Raw genomic sequence first — 16,059 nt, 5'->3', positions numbered from 1 at the left:
GGGCTGCAGCCAGCCTTCAGGATTCGGTATCACAGGCAATCAACTGCCTGACCAACCCCTGGGCCAGCGGCGACAAGCCATACCCCACCCGGCTCACCACCCCGTAACGGGTGTAGAACGCCTCTTCCTGCTCCGGCGTCAGGTCGGCCAGCTGCAACGGCACCAACCCACCGTCCCGCTGATACGGCCGCAAATTGGCATTGCAGGCAATGCCGATGGTGTCCGAGTGCATCACCACGTTCAGCAGCGCATAACCATGCTCGCACTCCACCGACGGCAGAAAGTCCTGCCGCCCGCTGAGGTCGCTGAGGATCTTGCGGATGTTCGGCGGGCGGAAGGTAGTCGCCAGCGGGTAGTCGAACAGGTCACGCGCCTGCACGCGCTCGCGTCCGGTCAGCGGGTGCCCGGCGCGGCAGCAGAAATGCCAGCGCTGCGGCGCCAGTTTGTGCACCTGGTAGTCCGGGTCGGACTCGAACTGGCGCGTGTCGGCGACGAAGAACTCGATCTCCTCGGCAACCAGCTTGCGGTTCAGCGCCTGCCAGTTATCCACCTGAAAGCAGGTCCGCGCCGCCGGGTACTCGGCAACGAAGCGCGCCACCGCCCGTGGCACCAGGCCACCGGCTGGCGCCGGGCCCGAGCCGAAGCGCACCACCCCGGTGGTGGCGCCGTTGAACTGGTGGATTTCATTGACCAGGTTGTGCGCGCCATGCACCAGCCGCCGCGAATGCTCCAGCACCAGCAGGCCCTGGCGGGTCGGCGCCAGCTCTTTGCTGGCGCGGTCCACCAGGCGGCAGCCGATGTTGTGCTCGAGGGTCTGGATGCTGCGGCTGAAGGCCGATTGCGACAGGTTCACCGCCGCCGCTGCGGCGACGAAGCTGCGGTGCTCGACCAGGGCGATGTAATGGCGCAACTGACGGAGATCGATATGCATTTTCTACATTGAAACCTTCGGTCAAATGCAATTGCTGACAAGGGCGAGTCCCCTTATAAAGGGAGTCACTTATTCCACAAAATATGAATTACAAATATTTATATTTCTTAAAAGAATATAAGCCCGACTGACCGCGATTCGGTTCCGCCAACGGAAATGCTCGCCAGGGCCCATGCCTCAAGGAGCATTTGCATGTCCGGAGTTTCCCGTTGGCCGGCGCGCGCGTCGCGTTTCACCTTGCAACCCTTGGCTGCCGGCGTATTGCTGGCGGCGTCTTCTGCCAGCTTTGCCGAAGAGCCGGTAAGCGCCACCCCGGTGCTGGAACAGGAAGCCAAGCTCGGCACCGTCACGGTCAACGCCCGCCGTCGTGAAGAAACCGCGCAAAGCGTGCCCACGCCCATCAGCGTGCTGGATAGCGAAACCCTGGAAACCCAGCGCATCTACCGCGTGCAGGATCTGCAACAGCTGGTGCCCAGCACCAACGTCGCCTACGTGCATGCCCGCCAGTCGAGCATCTCGATCCGCGGCCTGGGCAACAACCCGGCCAGCGATGGCCTGGAAGGCAGCGTTGGCATCTATCTGGACAACGTCTACCTCGGCCGCCCCGGCATGGCTGTGTTCGACCTGCTGGATGTCGAGCAACTCGAAGTGCTGCGCGGCCCCCAGGGCACGCTGTTCGGCAAGAACACCACGGCCGGCGTGCTCAACATCACCACGCGCAAGCCCACCTTCCACCGCGAGGGCAGCGTCCAGCAATCGATCGGCGAAGACGGCTACCTGCAGACCCAGGGCAGCTTCTCGGGGCCGATCAGCGAGACCCTCGCCGGGCGCATCAGCGCCTATCGCACCGAAGACGACGGCTATGTGAAGAACATCCACAACGGCGATGACCTCAACGGTGGCAAACGCCAGGGTTTTCGCACCCAGCTGCTGTTCAAGCCCAGCGAAACCTTCAACCTGCGCTGGATCGGCGAATACAACGAAGAGGATTCCAACAACGGCATCCTCAGCCTGTACAGCACCGGCCCCACCATCAACGGCGTCAACCGCTACGAAAGCCTGGCCGCCCAGGCGGGCGCGACGCTGGTGTCGGGCAAGGACCGCAAGGTCAACTTCGACGCCGACCAGCAGGTGACGGTGTTCCAGGGCGGTACCTCGGTGGAAGCCAACTGGACCCTGCCCAACGACTTCACCCTGACCTCGATCACCGCCTACCGCTGGTGGGACTTCACCCCGCGCAACGACGACGGCCTCGATGTACCGGTGTTCTACAGCGCCGGCGTGTCGGTGCGGGACAAGCAGTATTCCCAGGAAATCCGCCTGGCTTCACCCACCGGTGGTGCCTTCGACTATGTGCTCGGCGCCTACTACTTCAAGCAGGACCTGGACAACAAATCGTTCACCTATTACGGGCCGCAGGCGGATATCTGGAACCTCACCCCGGCGGGCGCCCTGGCCAACGTCGACACCATCGGCAATGGCCATATCGATACCGACAGCTACGCGCTGTTCGCCCAAGGCACCTGGCACCTCACCGACCGCCTGGACTTCACCGCCGGCATTCGCGGCACCTATGAAGAAAAGAGCGCCTGGGTGACCCGCGATGCGCCGACAGGTGGCGCGGCAGTTACCGGCGCTGCCGCTGCGGCGCGCCAGGGCAGGGTGGGTGCCTACGATTCCGGAGACCTCAACCAGTACAGTTTCAGCCCCTCGGGCCTGCTGGGCCTGAGCTATCGCTTCAACGAGCAGCTGCTGGGCTACGCCACCCTGACCCACGGCGAGAAGTCCGGTGGTATCAACCTGACCGTCGGCGCCGCGCCACGGCTGGGCACCGACTCGCTGCTGGTTGGCACCGAACGGGTCAACAACGCCGAGCTGGGCTTGAAAAGCACCTTGTTCGACGGCCGTCTGCAACTCAACAGCAACCTGTTCTGGGCCGAAGTGCATGGCTACCAGGCCAACGTCTACGACCAGATCAACCGCGTGCAATACCTGGCCAACGCCGGCCGGGTGCGCTCGCGGGGTCTGGAATTCGAAGCCACCGCGTTGCCGATCCGCGGCCTCACGGTCAACTTCAACGGCTCGTGGAACGATGTGCGCTACACCGAATACAAGGACGCCCCGTGCCCGCCAGAGGTGAGCCTGGCCAATGCCACCGCCACCTGCGACCTGTCCGGCCACCAGGTGGTCGGCGCCTCCAAGTACATCGCCAACCTCAACACCCAGTACCAGTGGCAGGCCAGCGAGCACATCCAACCCTACGTCACCGCCAGCTACGCCTTCCGTTCGAAGGCGGTGGGCACCATCGACGATTCCGATTTCGGCCAGATCCCCAGTTACGCGCTGGTCAACCTGTCTGCCGGGGTACGCCTGGACCAGGGTGACGGCGTGGTCGACCTGTCGTTGTGGGTGAAAAACGCCGGCGACAAGACCTACTTCACCAGCCTGTGGAACTCCGCCAACGGTGGCTATGCCGGCGTGCTCGGCACCCCGCGCACCTTCGGCGCCACCGCCCGTTACGACTTCTGAGCACAAGGAGCTTTGCCATGAATGCCAAGACCGAAACCCCAGCCCTGCCCGAGGGCGCGTGCCTGACCGCCAAGGTCCCCGAGCGTGACGAAGCGCTGCTCGGCGATGTGGTGGTGAACCCCTATCGCCTGGCGCCGCTGACCGCGATCATTCGCGATGGCGGGCGCAGCCTGAGTGGCGCCCATGTGCGTGTGCTGGGGCGTGGCGAGCGCGGCGTGGACATCGTCTACGACGTGGCCGACCGTTCGCTGTGGACCTACGGTGGCATCCCGGTGTTCGGCCTGTACCCGGACCACGTCAACCAGGTGGAGGTGACCTACAAGCTGGACGGCGAGCGCATTCGCGAGCAGTACCAGATTTACGCCCCGGCCGTGCGCCTGCCGGTCGTGGCCAGGCAAACCGCGGCGTTGCCGGAGGTAGAGCCGGTCAAGGTGGCGCCGGGCTTCGAGCAGCGCCTGTATCTGTTCAACCACCTGCAAGGTGACATTCCGGGCGGCCGCGCCTTCAAGTGGAACGCGCTGGGTGGGGCAGCGGAGTGGGACCAGGTGGGCACCAACTGGATTGCCGACAGCAATGGCGATGTGCGCTGGTACCTGGACATCGAGCAGATCCACGACTCCAACCGCCGTGACGGCCTGGGCGGCACCATGGGCTTCCAGCAGACCCGCGACGGCAAGCTGATCTGGGGCCAGGGCCAGACCTACTCCAAGTACGACCTGCTGGGCCGGCGCATCTGGCAGCGCAGCCTGCCCGACAAGTTCGCCGACTTCTCCCATGAAATCCGCGAAACCGCCAATGGCACTTACCTGCTGCGGGTCGGCACCAGCGATTACCGCCGGCCCGATGGCAAGCGTGTGCGCTCGATCCGCGACCACATCATCGAAGTCGACGAGGCGGGTGATGTGCTGGACTTCTGGGACCTCAACCAGATCCTCGACCCGTACCGTGGCGACCTGCTGGAAACCCTGGGCAAGGCCGCCATCCAGCTGACGCCAGGGGTGCACAAGCAGGACGAGCGGCTGGCCAACGAACTGGCCGAGGGCGACCTGCCCTTTGGTGACACGCCGGGGGTAGGTACCGGGCGTAACTGGGCGCACGTCAACGCTATCGATTACGACGCCGATGATGACAGCATCATCGTTTCAGCGCGGCACCAGGGCGTGGTGAAGATCGGCCGTGACAAGCAGGTGAAGTGGATTCTTGCCTCGCCCCAGGGTTGGCCGCAGCATCTGCGTGAAAAGGTACTGAAACCGGTTGAAAGTGCAGGTTTCGACTGGTCATGGACCCAGCACACCGCCTGGCTGACTGGCAAAGGCACACTGACCGTGTTCGACAATGGCTGGGGCCGCGACTTTGCGCCCACCAAGCTGACCGGCAACTACAGCCGGGCCGTGGAGTACCGTATCGATGAGGCCAAGGGCACAGTCGAGCAAGTGTGGGAGTACGGCAAGGAACGTGGCGACGAGTGGTACAGCCCGGTGACCTCGGTGGTGGCCTACCGGCCGGAGACCGACACCCAGTTCATCTACTCGGCGTCGGTGAATTTCCTGACCCCGCAGAAGCTGACCACCACCGTGCTCAACGAGGTACGGCGCGGCACCCAGGAAGTGCTGGTGGAGCTGAAAGTGCACAGCCGGCAGCCTGGCAGCGTGGGTTACCGGGCCCTGGTGATCGACCTGGCCAAGGCGTTCTGACCTGTTCCTTCCGGGAGGGCCGTCGGTCCTCCCATCACATTTCCTTCGGCTCGTTCGTCTAACCTGTACTGGCCTCTTCGCGGGTAAACCCGCTCCCACAGGATCTCTACAGAATTCAAAATCTGTGCAGTACCTGTGGGAGCGGGTTTACCCGCGAAGAGGCCGCTTGCCATTACACAGACGATGAAATTTCCGCCAGGGTGTTCAACCATTCGTTCTTTTTTTCGAACAGCCTATTGTCCAACACCCCAGCAGCCGCTTAGCATTCGTTTGAGATTTCAAACGCTCGATGCCCTGCGTTGGGCGCTTTTCAACAATCAACAATTCGGGAAGCCGACATGCAGCTCAAAGACGCTCAGTTGTTCCGCCAGCAAGCCTACATCAATGGTGAGTGGCTGGATGCGGACAACGGCCAGACCATCAAGGTGACTAACCCGGCCACCGGTGAAGTCATCGGCACCGTGCCGAAGATGGGCACTGCGGAAACCCGCCGCGCCATCGAAGCCGCCGACAAGGCCCTGCCGGCCTGGCGTGCCCTGACCGCCAAAGAGCGTTCGGCCAAGCTGCGTCGCTGGTTCGAACTGATGATCGAGAACCAGGACGACCTGGCGCGCCTGATGACCACCGAACAAGGCAAGCCGCTGGCCGAAGCCAAGGGCGAAATCGCCTACGCCGCCTCGTTCATCGAGTGGTTCGCCGAAGAAGCCAAGCGCGTCTACGGTGACACCATCCCGGGCCACCAGCCAGACAAGCGCCTGATCGTCATCAAGCAGCCGATCGGCGTCACCGCGGCCATCACCCCGTGGAACTTCCCGGCCGCCATGATCACCCGTAAAGCCGGCCCGGCCCTGGCCGCTGGCTGCACCATGGTGCTCAAGCCTGCCTCGCAGACCCCGTACTCCGCCCTGGCCCTGGTCGAGCTGGCCCACCGTGCCGGCATCCCGGCTGGCGTGCTGAGCGTGGTGACCGGCAGCGCCGGCGAAGTGGGCGGCGAATTGACCGGCAACTCCCTGGTACGCAAGCTGTCCTTCACCGGCTCGACCGAAATCGGTCGCCAGCTGATGGAAGAATGCGCCAAGGACATCAAGAAGGTTTCCCTGGAGCTGGGTGGTAACGCCCCGTTCATCGTGTTCGACGACGCCGACCTGGACAAGGCGGTCGAGGGCGCGATCATCTCCAAGTACCGCAACAACGGCCAGACCTGCGTTTGCGCCAACCGTATCTACGTGCAGGACGGCGTCTACGACGCGTTCGCCCAGAAGCTGGCCGCCGCGGTTGCCAAGCTGAAGATCGGTAACGGCCTGGAAGAAGGCACCACCACCGGCCCGCTGATCGACGGCAAGGCTGTCGCCAAGGTTCAGGAGCACATCGAAGACGCCGTTGGCAAAGGCGCCAAGGTGCTGTCCGGCGGCAAACTGATCGAAGGCAACTTCTTCGAACCGACCATTCTGGTCGACGTACCGAAGACCGCCGCTGTCGCCAAGGAAGAGACCTTCGGCCCGCTGGCGCCGCTGTTCCGCTTCAAGGACGAGGCCGAAGTCATCGCCATGTCCAACGACACCGAATTCGGCCTGGCCTCGTACTTCTACGCCCGCGACATGAGCCGTGTGTTCCGTGTTGCCGAAGCCCTGGAATACGGCATGGTAGGTATCAACACCGGCCTGATTTCCAACGAAGTGGCACCGTTCGGTGGCATCAAGGCGTCGGGCCTGGGCCGTGAAGGTTCCAAGTACGGTATCGAGGACTACCTCGAAATCAAATACCTGTGCATCAGCGTCTGATCGCACGGTAGCGGCTTTACCTCTGCCAGCGGGGCGCGAGAGCGACGTCTCGCTGGCCTTTTTTACATTGCGGTACCTGGTGGCCAGGGCGTTCACGGCAGTCGATCAACGAATACTGTTCGCGAGCACTCCCAGCCACCCCCGAATAAAAGCGCCACTCCAGACCGGCGCAATGAGGGCATTATGAGCAAGACCAACGAATCCTTGATGCAACGTCGTGTCGCCGCCGTCCCACGTGGCGTTGGCCAGATCCACCCGATCTTCGTCGATACCGCGAAGAATTCGACGGTGATCGACGTTGAAGGCCGCGAACTGATCGACTTCGCCGGCGGCATCGCAGTACTGAACACTGGCCACCTGCACCCGAAAGTGGTTGCAGCCGTGCAAGAGCAGCTGACCAAGGTCAGCCACACCTGCTTCCAGGTGCTGGCCTACGAACCGTACGTAGAGCTGTGCGAAAAGATCAACAAGCTGGTCCCAGGCAACTTCGACAAGAAGACCCTGCTGGTCACCACCGGCTCCGAAGCCGTTGAAAACGCCGTCAAGATCGCCCGTGCCGCCACCGGCCGCGCTGGCGTCATTGCCTTCACCGGCGGCTACCACGGCCGTACCATGATGACCCTGGGCCTGACCGGCAAGGTCGTGCCGTACTCCGCTGGCATGGGCCTGATGCCAGGCGGCATCTTCCGCGCCCTGTTCCCGAGCGAGTTGCACGGTGTCAGCGTTGACGACGCCATCGCCTCGGTCGAGCGCATCTTCAAGAACGATGCCGAGCCGCGCGACATCGCCGCGATCATCCTCGAGCCAGTACAAGGCGAAGGCGGTTTCCTGCCAGCGCCGAAAGAGCTGATGCAGCGCCTGCGCGAGCTGTGCGACAAGCACGGCATCCTGCTGATCGCCGACGAAGTGCAGACCGGCGCTGGCCGTACCGGCACCTTCTTCGCCATGGAGCAGATGGGCGTCGCGCCTGACCTGACCACCTTTGCCAAGTCCATCGCTGGCGGCTTCCCGCTGGCCGGTGTGTGCGGCAAGGCCGAGTACATGGACGCCATCGCCCCGGGCGGCCTGGGTGGCACTTACGCCGGTTCGCCGATCGCTTGCGCCGCGGCCCTGGCCGTGATCGAAGTGTTCGAAGAAGAGAAACTGCTGGACCGCAGCAAGGCAGTCGGCGAGCGCCTGACCGCCGGCCTGCGCGAAATCCAGAAGAAGCACCCGATCATCGGCGACGTCCGTGGTCTGGGCTCGATGATCGCTGTCGAAGTCTTCGAGAAAGGCACTCACACCCCGAACGCTGCTGCTGTTGGCCAGGTTGTCGCCAAGGCCCGCGAGAAGGGCCTGATCCTGCTGTCCTGCGGCACCTACGGCAACGTCCTGCGGATTCTGGTTCCGCTGACCGCCGAAGACGCCCTGCTGGATAAAGGCCTGGCCATCATCGAAGAATGCTTCGCTGAAATTGCCTGATGTGATGTGCTGTAGAAAAAACCCGCTTCGGCGGGTTTTTTTATGCCCAGAAAACCCAGGTGGCGCTATCGTTGTGGCAGGACTCGCTTAGGAAGCTGCGATGGATTGCGTGTCAGGGATTTTCAGGAGTCGGCGATGAGCGCTGCAAACCCCACCCCACCAAGCGTGCTGATTGTCGAAGGCGACCCCTGGGTGCGTGACATGCTCAGCGAAATGTTGCTTAGCGTGCGCTGCGATGCCCGCCTGCAGGTCTGCGCCGACGGTGAACAGGCGCTCGGGGCCTTGTCCGGCAAGCCCGATCTGATCATCGCCGCGCGCGAGCTGGCCGGCGTCGATGGCCTCGACCTGCTGCGCAAGGTGCGCGCCAAAGGCTCGGGGTTGCCGTTCATCCTCATGAGCAACCGCAGTGACAGCGCAAGTGTGCGTGAGGCGCTGCCCCTGCACCCCACGGCCTACCTGAGCAAGCCGCTTGACCTGGACAACCTGCGCAAGCGCCTGGAAGAGCTGCTGCTGGCCGTGGGCGAAGAGATCGCCTGCCCGGTGCCGGCCTTGCAGCCTGGTGCCAGCCTGCCGGCGTATCTGGAACAGCGCCGCGCCAGCGCCGACGGCGGGCCGCTGCTGGCCGATGTGCAAGTGGCGATCAAGCGCGCGCTCAACCCCCACGGCCTGAACCTGAGGGTGCTGGAAGAGGAAGTGCAGCAGGACCCGCAGATCACTGCCGTGCTGATTGCTGCCGCCAACAGCGCAGCGCTGCACCGCGAAGCGCCAGTGCAGACGTTGTTGCAGGCGCTGAACAAGCTTGGCAGCACGCAGAGCATGAACCTGATTCTGGGCATGACCCTGAAACGCAGCGCGCGCCTCAGCGACCCGCTGCTGGCCGAGCATGCGGCGCGTTACTGGGACCTTTCGCTGCACGCTGCCGAATATGGCCGAACCTTGGCGCGCATGCTCGAGCTGGATGAAGGGCGTTGCTATTGCGCGGGGTTGCTGCATTGCCTGGGCGACCTGGCGGTGCTGCGCTGCCTGCAGGAATGGCGGCTGGCCGGTGGTGAGCTGGATGAGGACAAGGTGCAGCTGTCGCTCAACGAATTCGGCGCGGCGTTCGGCTCGGCGCTGCGTACCCGTTGGCGGTTGCCGCTGACCCTGCGCGAATTGATCGCGGCGATCTACCAGTTGGGTGGCGGGGTCTATTCGCGGGAGATTCTGGCCATGAACCTGGCTGGGCTGTTGTCGCGGCTGCCGGCCGAGCAAGGGTTGGAGAAGGTCGCCAGCAGCAAGACCGCGCGCCTGCTCAAGCTTGGGCTGCCGGAGCTGAGCCGGCTGCGCAAGGTGGACAATCTGGAGGTTAAGCCGCAGGAAGAGCCGCCGGTGGCTGAGGCCGAGGTTTCCAGCTGAGATTTTGCGGTTAGGTTCGTTGAACCCCGCGCAGATCCTGTGGGAGCGTACAGGCCGGCAAGTGGTGAAAAACAGTCAGCTGCGAACGATCCGGTTCTTGCCCTGGCGCTTGGCCTGGTACATCGCCGCATCGGCCCGGGCATACAGGCTGTCCAGGTTCACATCGTCGTCGGTCAGCCCGGTCACGCCCTGGCTCACCGTCACCCCGTAGGTCTGCTCGCCATGGCTGAAGCTCAGCCGCTGGATCTGCCGCTGCAAGCGTTCGGCAATTTGCTCGGCTACCTGGGCGCTGCAGCCCGGGAATACCGCCGCGAACTCTTCGCCACCAATGCGCCCGAACAGGTCGCCACGGCGTAGCACGGCTTTGCCGCTGTCGGCGATCTGCTGCAGTACCTGGTCGCCTTCCTGGTGGCCGTAGCTGTCGTTGATGACTTTGAAGTCGTCGATGTCCAGTAGCAGGAAAGCCAGTGGCGTACCGTCTTCGCGGGCATTGGCGAAGGCCTGCTGGGCACATTCGAAGAAGTGCCGGCGGTTGCTGCTCTGGGTCAGCACATCGGTGGTGGCCAGGCGCTGCAGTTCGCCTTCGAGCTGCTTCTTCTCGGTGATGTCTTCGGCGATGCCGACAATGATCACCCGGTCGCCGTCGCGTTGCTGGTTGATGTAGCACTTGTCGCTCAGCCAGCGCAGCTGGCCGTCGGCATTGAGGATGCGATACTCGCGGTCTTCCACCGCGCCCTTGAGCAGCACCTGGGCCAGGCTGCGTTCGGCGAATTCCAGGTCGTCGGGGTAGATGCTGTCGCGCCACTCGTTGAAGTTGGCCATCAGCAGGCTCACCGGGCGGCCGAAGATGCGTTCGTAGGCGGGGCTGACGTAAAGCACCTGGCGGGTTTCCCAGTCGAAGGCCCACACCACGGCATTGACGCTGTCGAGCAGCGAGCTGAACAGCTGTTCGCGTTCGCTCAGGCGGGCTACCTCACCCTGGGCGTGGAGTAGTGCCAGTAGAGTCTGGGCGGCCTCGGGAGGCGGGGTGCCGGGCAGTGTCGTTGGAATGTTCTTGGCCATGTGCACGGAGCAGGTCTCGACATGAAAGCGTGCGGCCAGCATCCGGCCCGCCACGCGGGCGATGTGCCATTTTGGAGTGGAGACCCGTGGGCTAAGTTCCGAACGGCATGCCTCGGCCAGGAGGCATGCCGATCAACGGCGGTCAGGCGCCGGTCGGGCGCAGGGAATAGGTTTTCAGCTGTGCCGCGAAGTCGCGCAGGGCATGGATGCCGCTGGTTTCCGCCTCGTGAACCCAGTCCTTGATGGCGGCCAGCATGTCATGGCCGTTGGCGCTGGTGCGCGCCCAGATCTGTTGCAGGGCCAGGCGTTTTTCGTAAATGGTCTTCAGTGCCTGGCTGTGGGCGAGCATCGATTCGATGCGCACATGGTGGCGGTCTTCCAGCAGGCTGGTTTCACGCGACAGCAGGCGCTTGGCACGGCGGAAGTGGTGACGCACCGAGGCATCGACGCGGGCCAGCTCCTGCTTGACCAGCGGGCCGATCACCAGCTTGCGGTACTGCGCCATGATCTGGAAGCGGTTGTTGAGGATGGCCATGGCGGTGTCCATGTCCAGGCTGCCTTTGCCTTCGACGCGGTGGGCGATTGGCGCCACGCGCTGCACCTTGGCCAGGCGCAGCAGGCAGAACAGGCGGATCCACGCCCAGCCCATGTCGAATTCCCAGCGCCTGACCGACAGCTTGGCCGAGTTGGGGTAGGTGTGATGGTTGTTGTGCAGCTCTTCGCCACCGATGACGATGCCCCACGGCACCAGGTTGGTGGCGGCGTCGCGGCATTCGAAGTTGCGGTAGCCGAGCGCGTGGCCCAGGCCGTTGACCACCCCGGCGGCCCAGAACGGAATCCACATCATCTGCACTGCCCAGATGGTGATGCCGATGCTGCCGAACAGCAGCAGGTCGATCACCGCCATCAGCGCGATGCCGCCCAGCTTGTAGCGGGAATAGAGGTTGCGCTCGATCCAGTCTTCGGGGCAGTTCTTGCCGTAGATGCGCAGGGTTTCCGGGTTGCGCGCCTCCTCGCGGTAAAGCTCGGCACCTTTGCGCAACACCGTACTCAGGCCCTTGTGCACCGGGCTGTGCGGGTCGTCCGGGGTTTCGCACTTGGCGTGGTGCTTGCGGTGCACGGCAGTCCATTCACGGGTGTTCTGCGCCGTGGTCAGCCACAGCCAGAAACGGAAGAAGTGCTTGAGCGCGCCATTGAGCTCCAGGGCCCGGTGCGCGGAGTAGCGGTGCAGGTAGACCGTGACGCTGACGATGGTCACATGGGTCATCAGCAGGGTGATGCCGACCAGTTGCCAGGCCGACAAGTCGAGCAGGCCGTTGTACCACATAGGTATGAATACCCTCGGAATGCAGGGGGAAGGGGTGATTATCCCTTGGCAGGGAAATAAAACCAGTCAACCGTTCAGATAGGAAGTCACGGCATGTTTCAGCCTTTATAATGCCCCTTCCTTTTTGATGGACTCTCGCACCCGACATGTCTGTTTCCGTCCGCGACGCCTTGCGCATGGCTGCGCTGTATGTGGTGCTGTCGATCCTCTGGCTGACGCTGGCCGAGGTGGTGCTGCGCGGCATGACCGAAAATTCCCTGGCACTGACCGTGGGCCGGCAGATCAATGTGGTGGTCTGGGTGCTGTTCAGTGCCGTGCTGATCTATGTGTCGCGGGTGCGCCTGCTCAATTTCATCGGCCGTGGCGCGCGCCTGCGGTGCGAAGACCGGGAACGGCTGCGCATGGCGGCTGCCGTGTTCGACAGCACCCTGGAGGGCGTGCTGGTGACCGACCGCCATGGCCTGATCGTGCATGTCAACCGCGCCTTCATGCGCATCACCGGCTACCAGCAGGACGAAGTCATTGGCCAGCGCCCGAACAAGTTCAAGTCTGGGCGCCACGGCCTGGCGTTCTACCAGCAGGTGTTCGCCACGTTGGCCGAGAAGGGCGAGTGGAGTGGCGAAATCTGGAACCGGCGCAAAAGTGGCGAAATCTACCCGCAGTGGCAGACCATTTGCGCCATCCGCGACGATGAAGGCGAGCTCAGCCATTACGTGGCGGTGTTCAGCGACATCAGCGCCATCAAGCATTCGGAACAGGAGCTGGCCTATCTGGCCCACCACGACCCCTTGACCGGGCTACCCAACCGCCTGCTGTTCACCGACCGGGTCGAGCAGGCGCTGGCGGCGGCCCAGGCCAACAAGCGCGGTTGCGCCTTGCTGCTATTGGACCTGGACCACTTCCAGAGCATCAACGACGGCCTTGGCCATACCATCGGCGACCAGTTGCTGAAGCTGGTGGGCGAGCGCCTGGTCGAGGTGCTGGGCGGCGGCGTGACCCTGGCGCGCCTGGGCGGCGACGAGTTTGGCGTACTGGCGGAGAACTGCCAGCAGGTCGGCCAGGCGGGCAAGCTGGCGCAGGGCATCATCGAGCGCATGCGCGAGCCGTTCGTGTTCGATGGCCATCGTCTGTTCATCAGTATCAGCGCGGGCATCAGCCTGTTCCCCGACGACGCCTTGAGCGCCGAGCAGTTGCTGCGCAACGCCGACTCGGCCTTGTACAAGGCCAAGAGCAACGGGCGAGCCTGCTATGCGCTGTATACCGAAGAGCTGACCGCCCATGCCCAGCACCGGGTCGAAACAGCTGGCGAGCTGCGCCGCGCGCTGGAGCAGGACGAGCTACGCGTGTTCTACCAGCCGGTGCACGACCTGGCGACCGGCCGCCAGGTCGGCGTCGAGGCCCTGGTGCGCTGGCAGCACCCTCTGCGTGGCCTGGTGCCGCCGGGCGAATTCATCCCGATTGCCGAGCGCACCGGGCTGATTGCCGAGATCGACGCCTGGGTATTGCGCCAGGCGTGCCGGCAGATGGTGCAGTGGCAGGGTGACGGCCTGCAGCTGGCGTTCGTGGCAGTGAACATTTCCAGCCGGCTGTTCGGTCAGCATGAGTTGTACCAGCAGGTCGCCGAGGTGCTGCATGACACCGGGCTGGACCCGGCCCTGCTGGAGCTGGAAGTGACCGAGAGCGCGGTGATGGAAGACCCGGAAGTGGCGCTGGAGCAGTTGCATCGCTTGCGCGAACTGGGGGTAGCGCTGGCCATCGACGACTTCGGCACCGGCTATTCGTCGTTGTTGCGGCTCAAGCGCCTGCCGGTGCAGAAGCTGAAGATCGACCAGGGTTTCGTTGCCGGGTTGCCGCATGATGAGGACGATATCGCCATCGTTCGGGTGATTATCGCCCTGGCGCGCAGCATGGGCATGCAGGTGCATGCCGAGGGTATCGAGCAGGCCGAACAGGCCAGTTTCCTGTTGCAGGAACTGTGTCAGCTGGGGCAGGGGTACTGGTTCGGGCGGCCGGTGCCGGCTGCCGACTTGCGCTGGAGCTGAGGGCCTCTTCGCGGGCGCGCCCGCTCCCACAGGTACTGCACCGGGCTTGAGGTCAGTGACATCGCTGTGGGAGCGGGCATGCCCGCGAAGCATTCAACGCTTGTTCAAGCCTTTCGCCAAACGGTCCCCGCCCAGCTGGATCAGCGCCACCAGCGCCACCAGCATGGCGATCACGGTCAGCATGATCTGGCTGTCGAAGCGCTGATAGCCATAGCGGTAGGCGATATCCCCCAAGCCACCGGCCCCTATCGCCCCGGCCATGGCCGACGAGTTGATCAGGGTCACCAGGGTAATGGTGAAACCACCCACGATCCCCGGCAGCGCCTCCGGCAACAGCACATGCCAGACGATGTGCCAGCGCCGGCAACCCATGGCCTGCGCAGCCTCGACCAGGCCATGGTCGACTTCGCGCAAGCTGACTTCGGCAATTCGCGCGAAGAACGGGGTGGCGGCAATGGTCAGCGGCACCACCGCCGCCCATACGCCATACGTGGTGCCCACCACCAGGCGGGTGAAGGGGATCAGCGCGACCATCAGGATCAGGAACGGGATCGAACGGAACAGGTTGACGAAGGCACCCAGCACCCGGTTCAGCAGCGGTGCCTCGAAGATGCCACCCTTGTCGCTGGTGACCAGCAGCACCGCCATCGGTACGCCCACCAGCAGGGCAATCAGCGACGACACGCCGACCATCAGCAGGGTATCGAGCAAACCTTCCAGCAGGCGATCAAACCACATGGCCCAGTACCTCCACATCCTCGGCCCAGCGGCGGGCGCGTTCCAGCAATTGGTGGGTGTCGTGCGGCGAGTGCTGTACCGACAGGATCAACTGCCCCAGGGCGTGCTCGCCGACCGTTTCCACGCCGCCCTGCAGCAGGCGCACGCGGCCGCCCAGTTCGTTGAACAAGGCCGACAGCTCCGGCTCGCCGAGCAGGGTCAGCTTCAGCACCACGGCACTGTCGCGGCTCGCCGGGCTGGCCTGCAGGCTGGCTTGCAGTGCGGCGGGCAGCCTGGCCTGCAACGGCGCGAGCAAGGTACGGGTGACCTCGTGGCGCGGCGAGCCGAATACCCGCCAGACCTCGCCCTGCTCGACCACTTCGCCGCGCTCCAGCACCACTACCCGGTGGCAGATATCGCGGATCACCGCCATTTCGTGGGTGATCAGCACGATGGTCAGGCCCAGGCGCCGGTTGATGTCGCGCAGCAGCTCGAGGATCGAGGCGGTGGTTTCCGGGTCCAGTGCCGAGGTCGCCTCGTCGCACAGCAGGATCTCGGGGTCATGCACCAGCGCCCGGGCAATGCCCACCCGTTGCTTCTGGCCGCCCGACAGCTGCGCCGGATACACGTGGTGCTTTTCCTGCAGCCCGACCAGTTCGAGCAATTCGCGCACCTTGCGCTGGCGTTCGGCCTTGGCCACGCCGGCTACCTTCAGCGGCAGCTCGACGTTCTGCCACACGGTCTTGGCCGACATCAGGTTGAAATGCTGGAAGATCATGCCGATGCGCCGGCGCAGCGCCACCAGGTGGTCTTCGTCGAACGGGGCGATGTCCACCTGGTCGATCAGCACCCGGCCCTGGCTGGGTTGCTCCAGGCGGTTGATGGTGCGCAGCAGGGATGACTTGCCGGCGCCGCTACGGCCGATGATGCCGAAGATCTCGCCATGGCGGATGTTCAGGTCGATGCCTTGCAAGGCCGGTTGCGCCTGGCCGGGGTAGGTCTTGCCGAGGCCAATGAAGCGCACATGGGCGGCATTGACCTCCGGGCGCAAGGCCTGCTCCCTGGCCGTTGGCGGCAGTGCTTGTGGGGTGGGCGCCCGGAGCGCGCTGGCCTGGCTCAT

At 64.1% G+C, this 16,059-nt stretch carries 11 protein-coding genes; 6 read left to right on the top strand and 5 right to left on the bottom strand.

All coding sequences use genetic code 11. From position 1 onward, the window contains the following. Positions 1-16: 16 nt before the first annotated feature. Positions 17-931: a LysR family transcriptional regulator gene (locus C6A77_RS08600; RefSeq protein WP_114169068.1), complete on the bottom strand. Its 915-nt coding sequence runs from the start codon at positions 929-931 to the stop codon at positions 17-19. 192 nt (positions 932-1,123) lie between these two features. Here C6A77_RS08600 and C6A77_RS08595 point away from each other — a divergent pair, with 192 nt between their 5' ends. The 5 genes from C6A77_RS08595 (at position 1,124) to C6A77_RS08570 (ending at position 9,791) form a co-directional block, all read left to right on the top strand. Next, positions 1,124-3,460, top strand: coding sequence for a TonB-dependent receptor (locus C6A77_RS08595; protein ID WP_114169067.1), 2,337 nt, complete (start codon positions 1,124-1,126; stop codon positions 3,458-3,460). 17 nt (positions 3,461-3,477) lie between these two features. Next, a complete protein-coding gene (locus C6A77_RS08590) occupies positions 3,478-5,154 on the top strand; it encodes an aryl-sulfate sulfotransferase (RefSeq protein WP_114169066.1) in 1,677 nt (558 codons plus the stop codon). Between the two features lie 338 nt (positions 5,155-5,492). After that, complete coding sequence (gabD, locus tag C6A77_RS08580) at positions 5,493-6,935, top strand: NADP-dependent succinate-semialdehyde dehydrogenase (RefSeq protein ID WP_114169065.1); 1,443 nt, start codon at positions 5,493-5,495, stop codon at positions 6,933-6,935. Positions 6,936-7,118: 183 nt separating this feature from the next. Beyond that, entirely contained in the window at positions 7,119-8,396 is a 1,278-nt protein-coding gene (gene gabT / locus C6A77_RS08575) for a 4-aminobutyrate--2-oxoglutarate transaminase (RefSeq protein ID WP_114169064.1), read from the top strand. A gap of 135 nt (positions 8,397-8,531) precedes the next feature. Continuing rightward, positions 8,532-9,791: a response regulator gene (locus C6A77_RS08570; protein ID WP_114169063.1), complete on the top strand. Its 1,260-nt coding sequence runs from the start codon at positions 8,532-8,534 to the stop codon at positions 9,789-9,791. Positions 9,792-9,866: 75 nt separating this feature from the next. Here C6A77_RS08570 and C6A77_RS08565 read toward each other — a convergent pair whose 3' ends face one another. Further along, the gene (locus C6A77_RS08565; RefSeq protein ID WP_114169062.1) at positions 9,867-10,895 is read right to left on the bottom strand and encodes a sensor domain-containing diguanylate cyclase; all 1,029 of its coding nucleotides are present in this window, start codon (positions 10,893-10,895) and stop codon (positions 9,867-9,869) included. Positions 10,896-10,995: 100 nt separating this feature from the next. Further along, the gene (desA, locus tag C6A77_RS08560) at positions 10,996-12,180 is read right to left on the bottom strand and encodes a delta-9 fatty acid desaturase DesA (protein WP_114169061.1); all 1,185 of its coding nucleotides are present in this window, start codon (positions 12,178-12,180) and stop codon (positions 10,996-10,998) included. A gap of 146 nt (positions 12,181-12,326) precedes the next feature. On the opposite strand from desA, the gene dibA reads away from it, so the two are divergent. After that, positions 12,327-14,222, top strand: coding sequence for a phosphodiesterase DibA (dibA, locus tag C6A77_RS08555; RefSeq protein WP_114169060.1), 1,896 nt, complete (start codon positions 12,327-12,329; stop codon positions 14,220-14,222). Positions 14,223-14,315: 93 nt separating this feature from the next. Here dibA and C6A77_RS08550 read toward each other — a convergent pair whose 3' ends face one another. Together C6A77_RS08550 and C6A77_RS08545 are read right to left on the bottom strand one after the other, a co-directional pair. Further along, a complete protein-coding gene (locus C6A77_RS08550) occupies positions 14,316-14,960 on the bottom strand; it encodes a methionine ABC transporter permease (RefSeq protein ID WP_008096606.1) in 645 nt (214 codons plus the stop codon). Continuing rightward, the gene (locus C6A77_RS08545) at positions 14,950-16,059 is read right to left on the bottom strand and encodes an ATP-binding cassette domain-containing protein (RefSeq protein ID WP_114169059.1); all 1,110 of its coding nucleotides are present in this window, start codon (positions 16,057-16,059) and stop codon (positions 14,950-14,952) included. Before C6A77_RS08545 ends, C6A77_RS08550 begins: the two co-directional genes overlap by 11 nt.

This window comes from Pseudomonas sp. AFG_SD02_1510_Pfu_092, assembly GCF_003331055.1.
Taxonomy (GTDB): domain Bacteria; phylum Pseudomonadota; class Gammaproteobacteria; order Pseudomonadales; family Pseudomonadaceae; genus Aquipseudomonas.
This window is presented reverse-complemented; position numbering and strand designations above follow the sequence as displayed.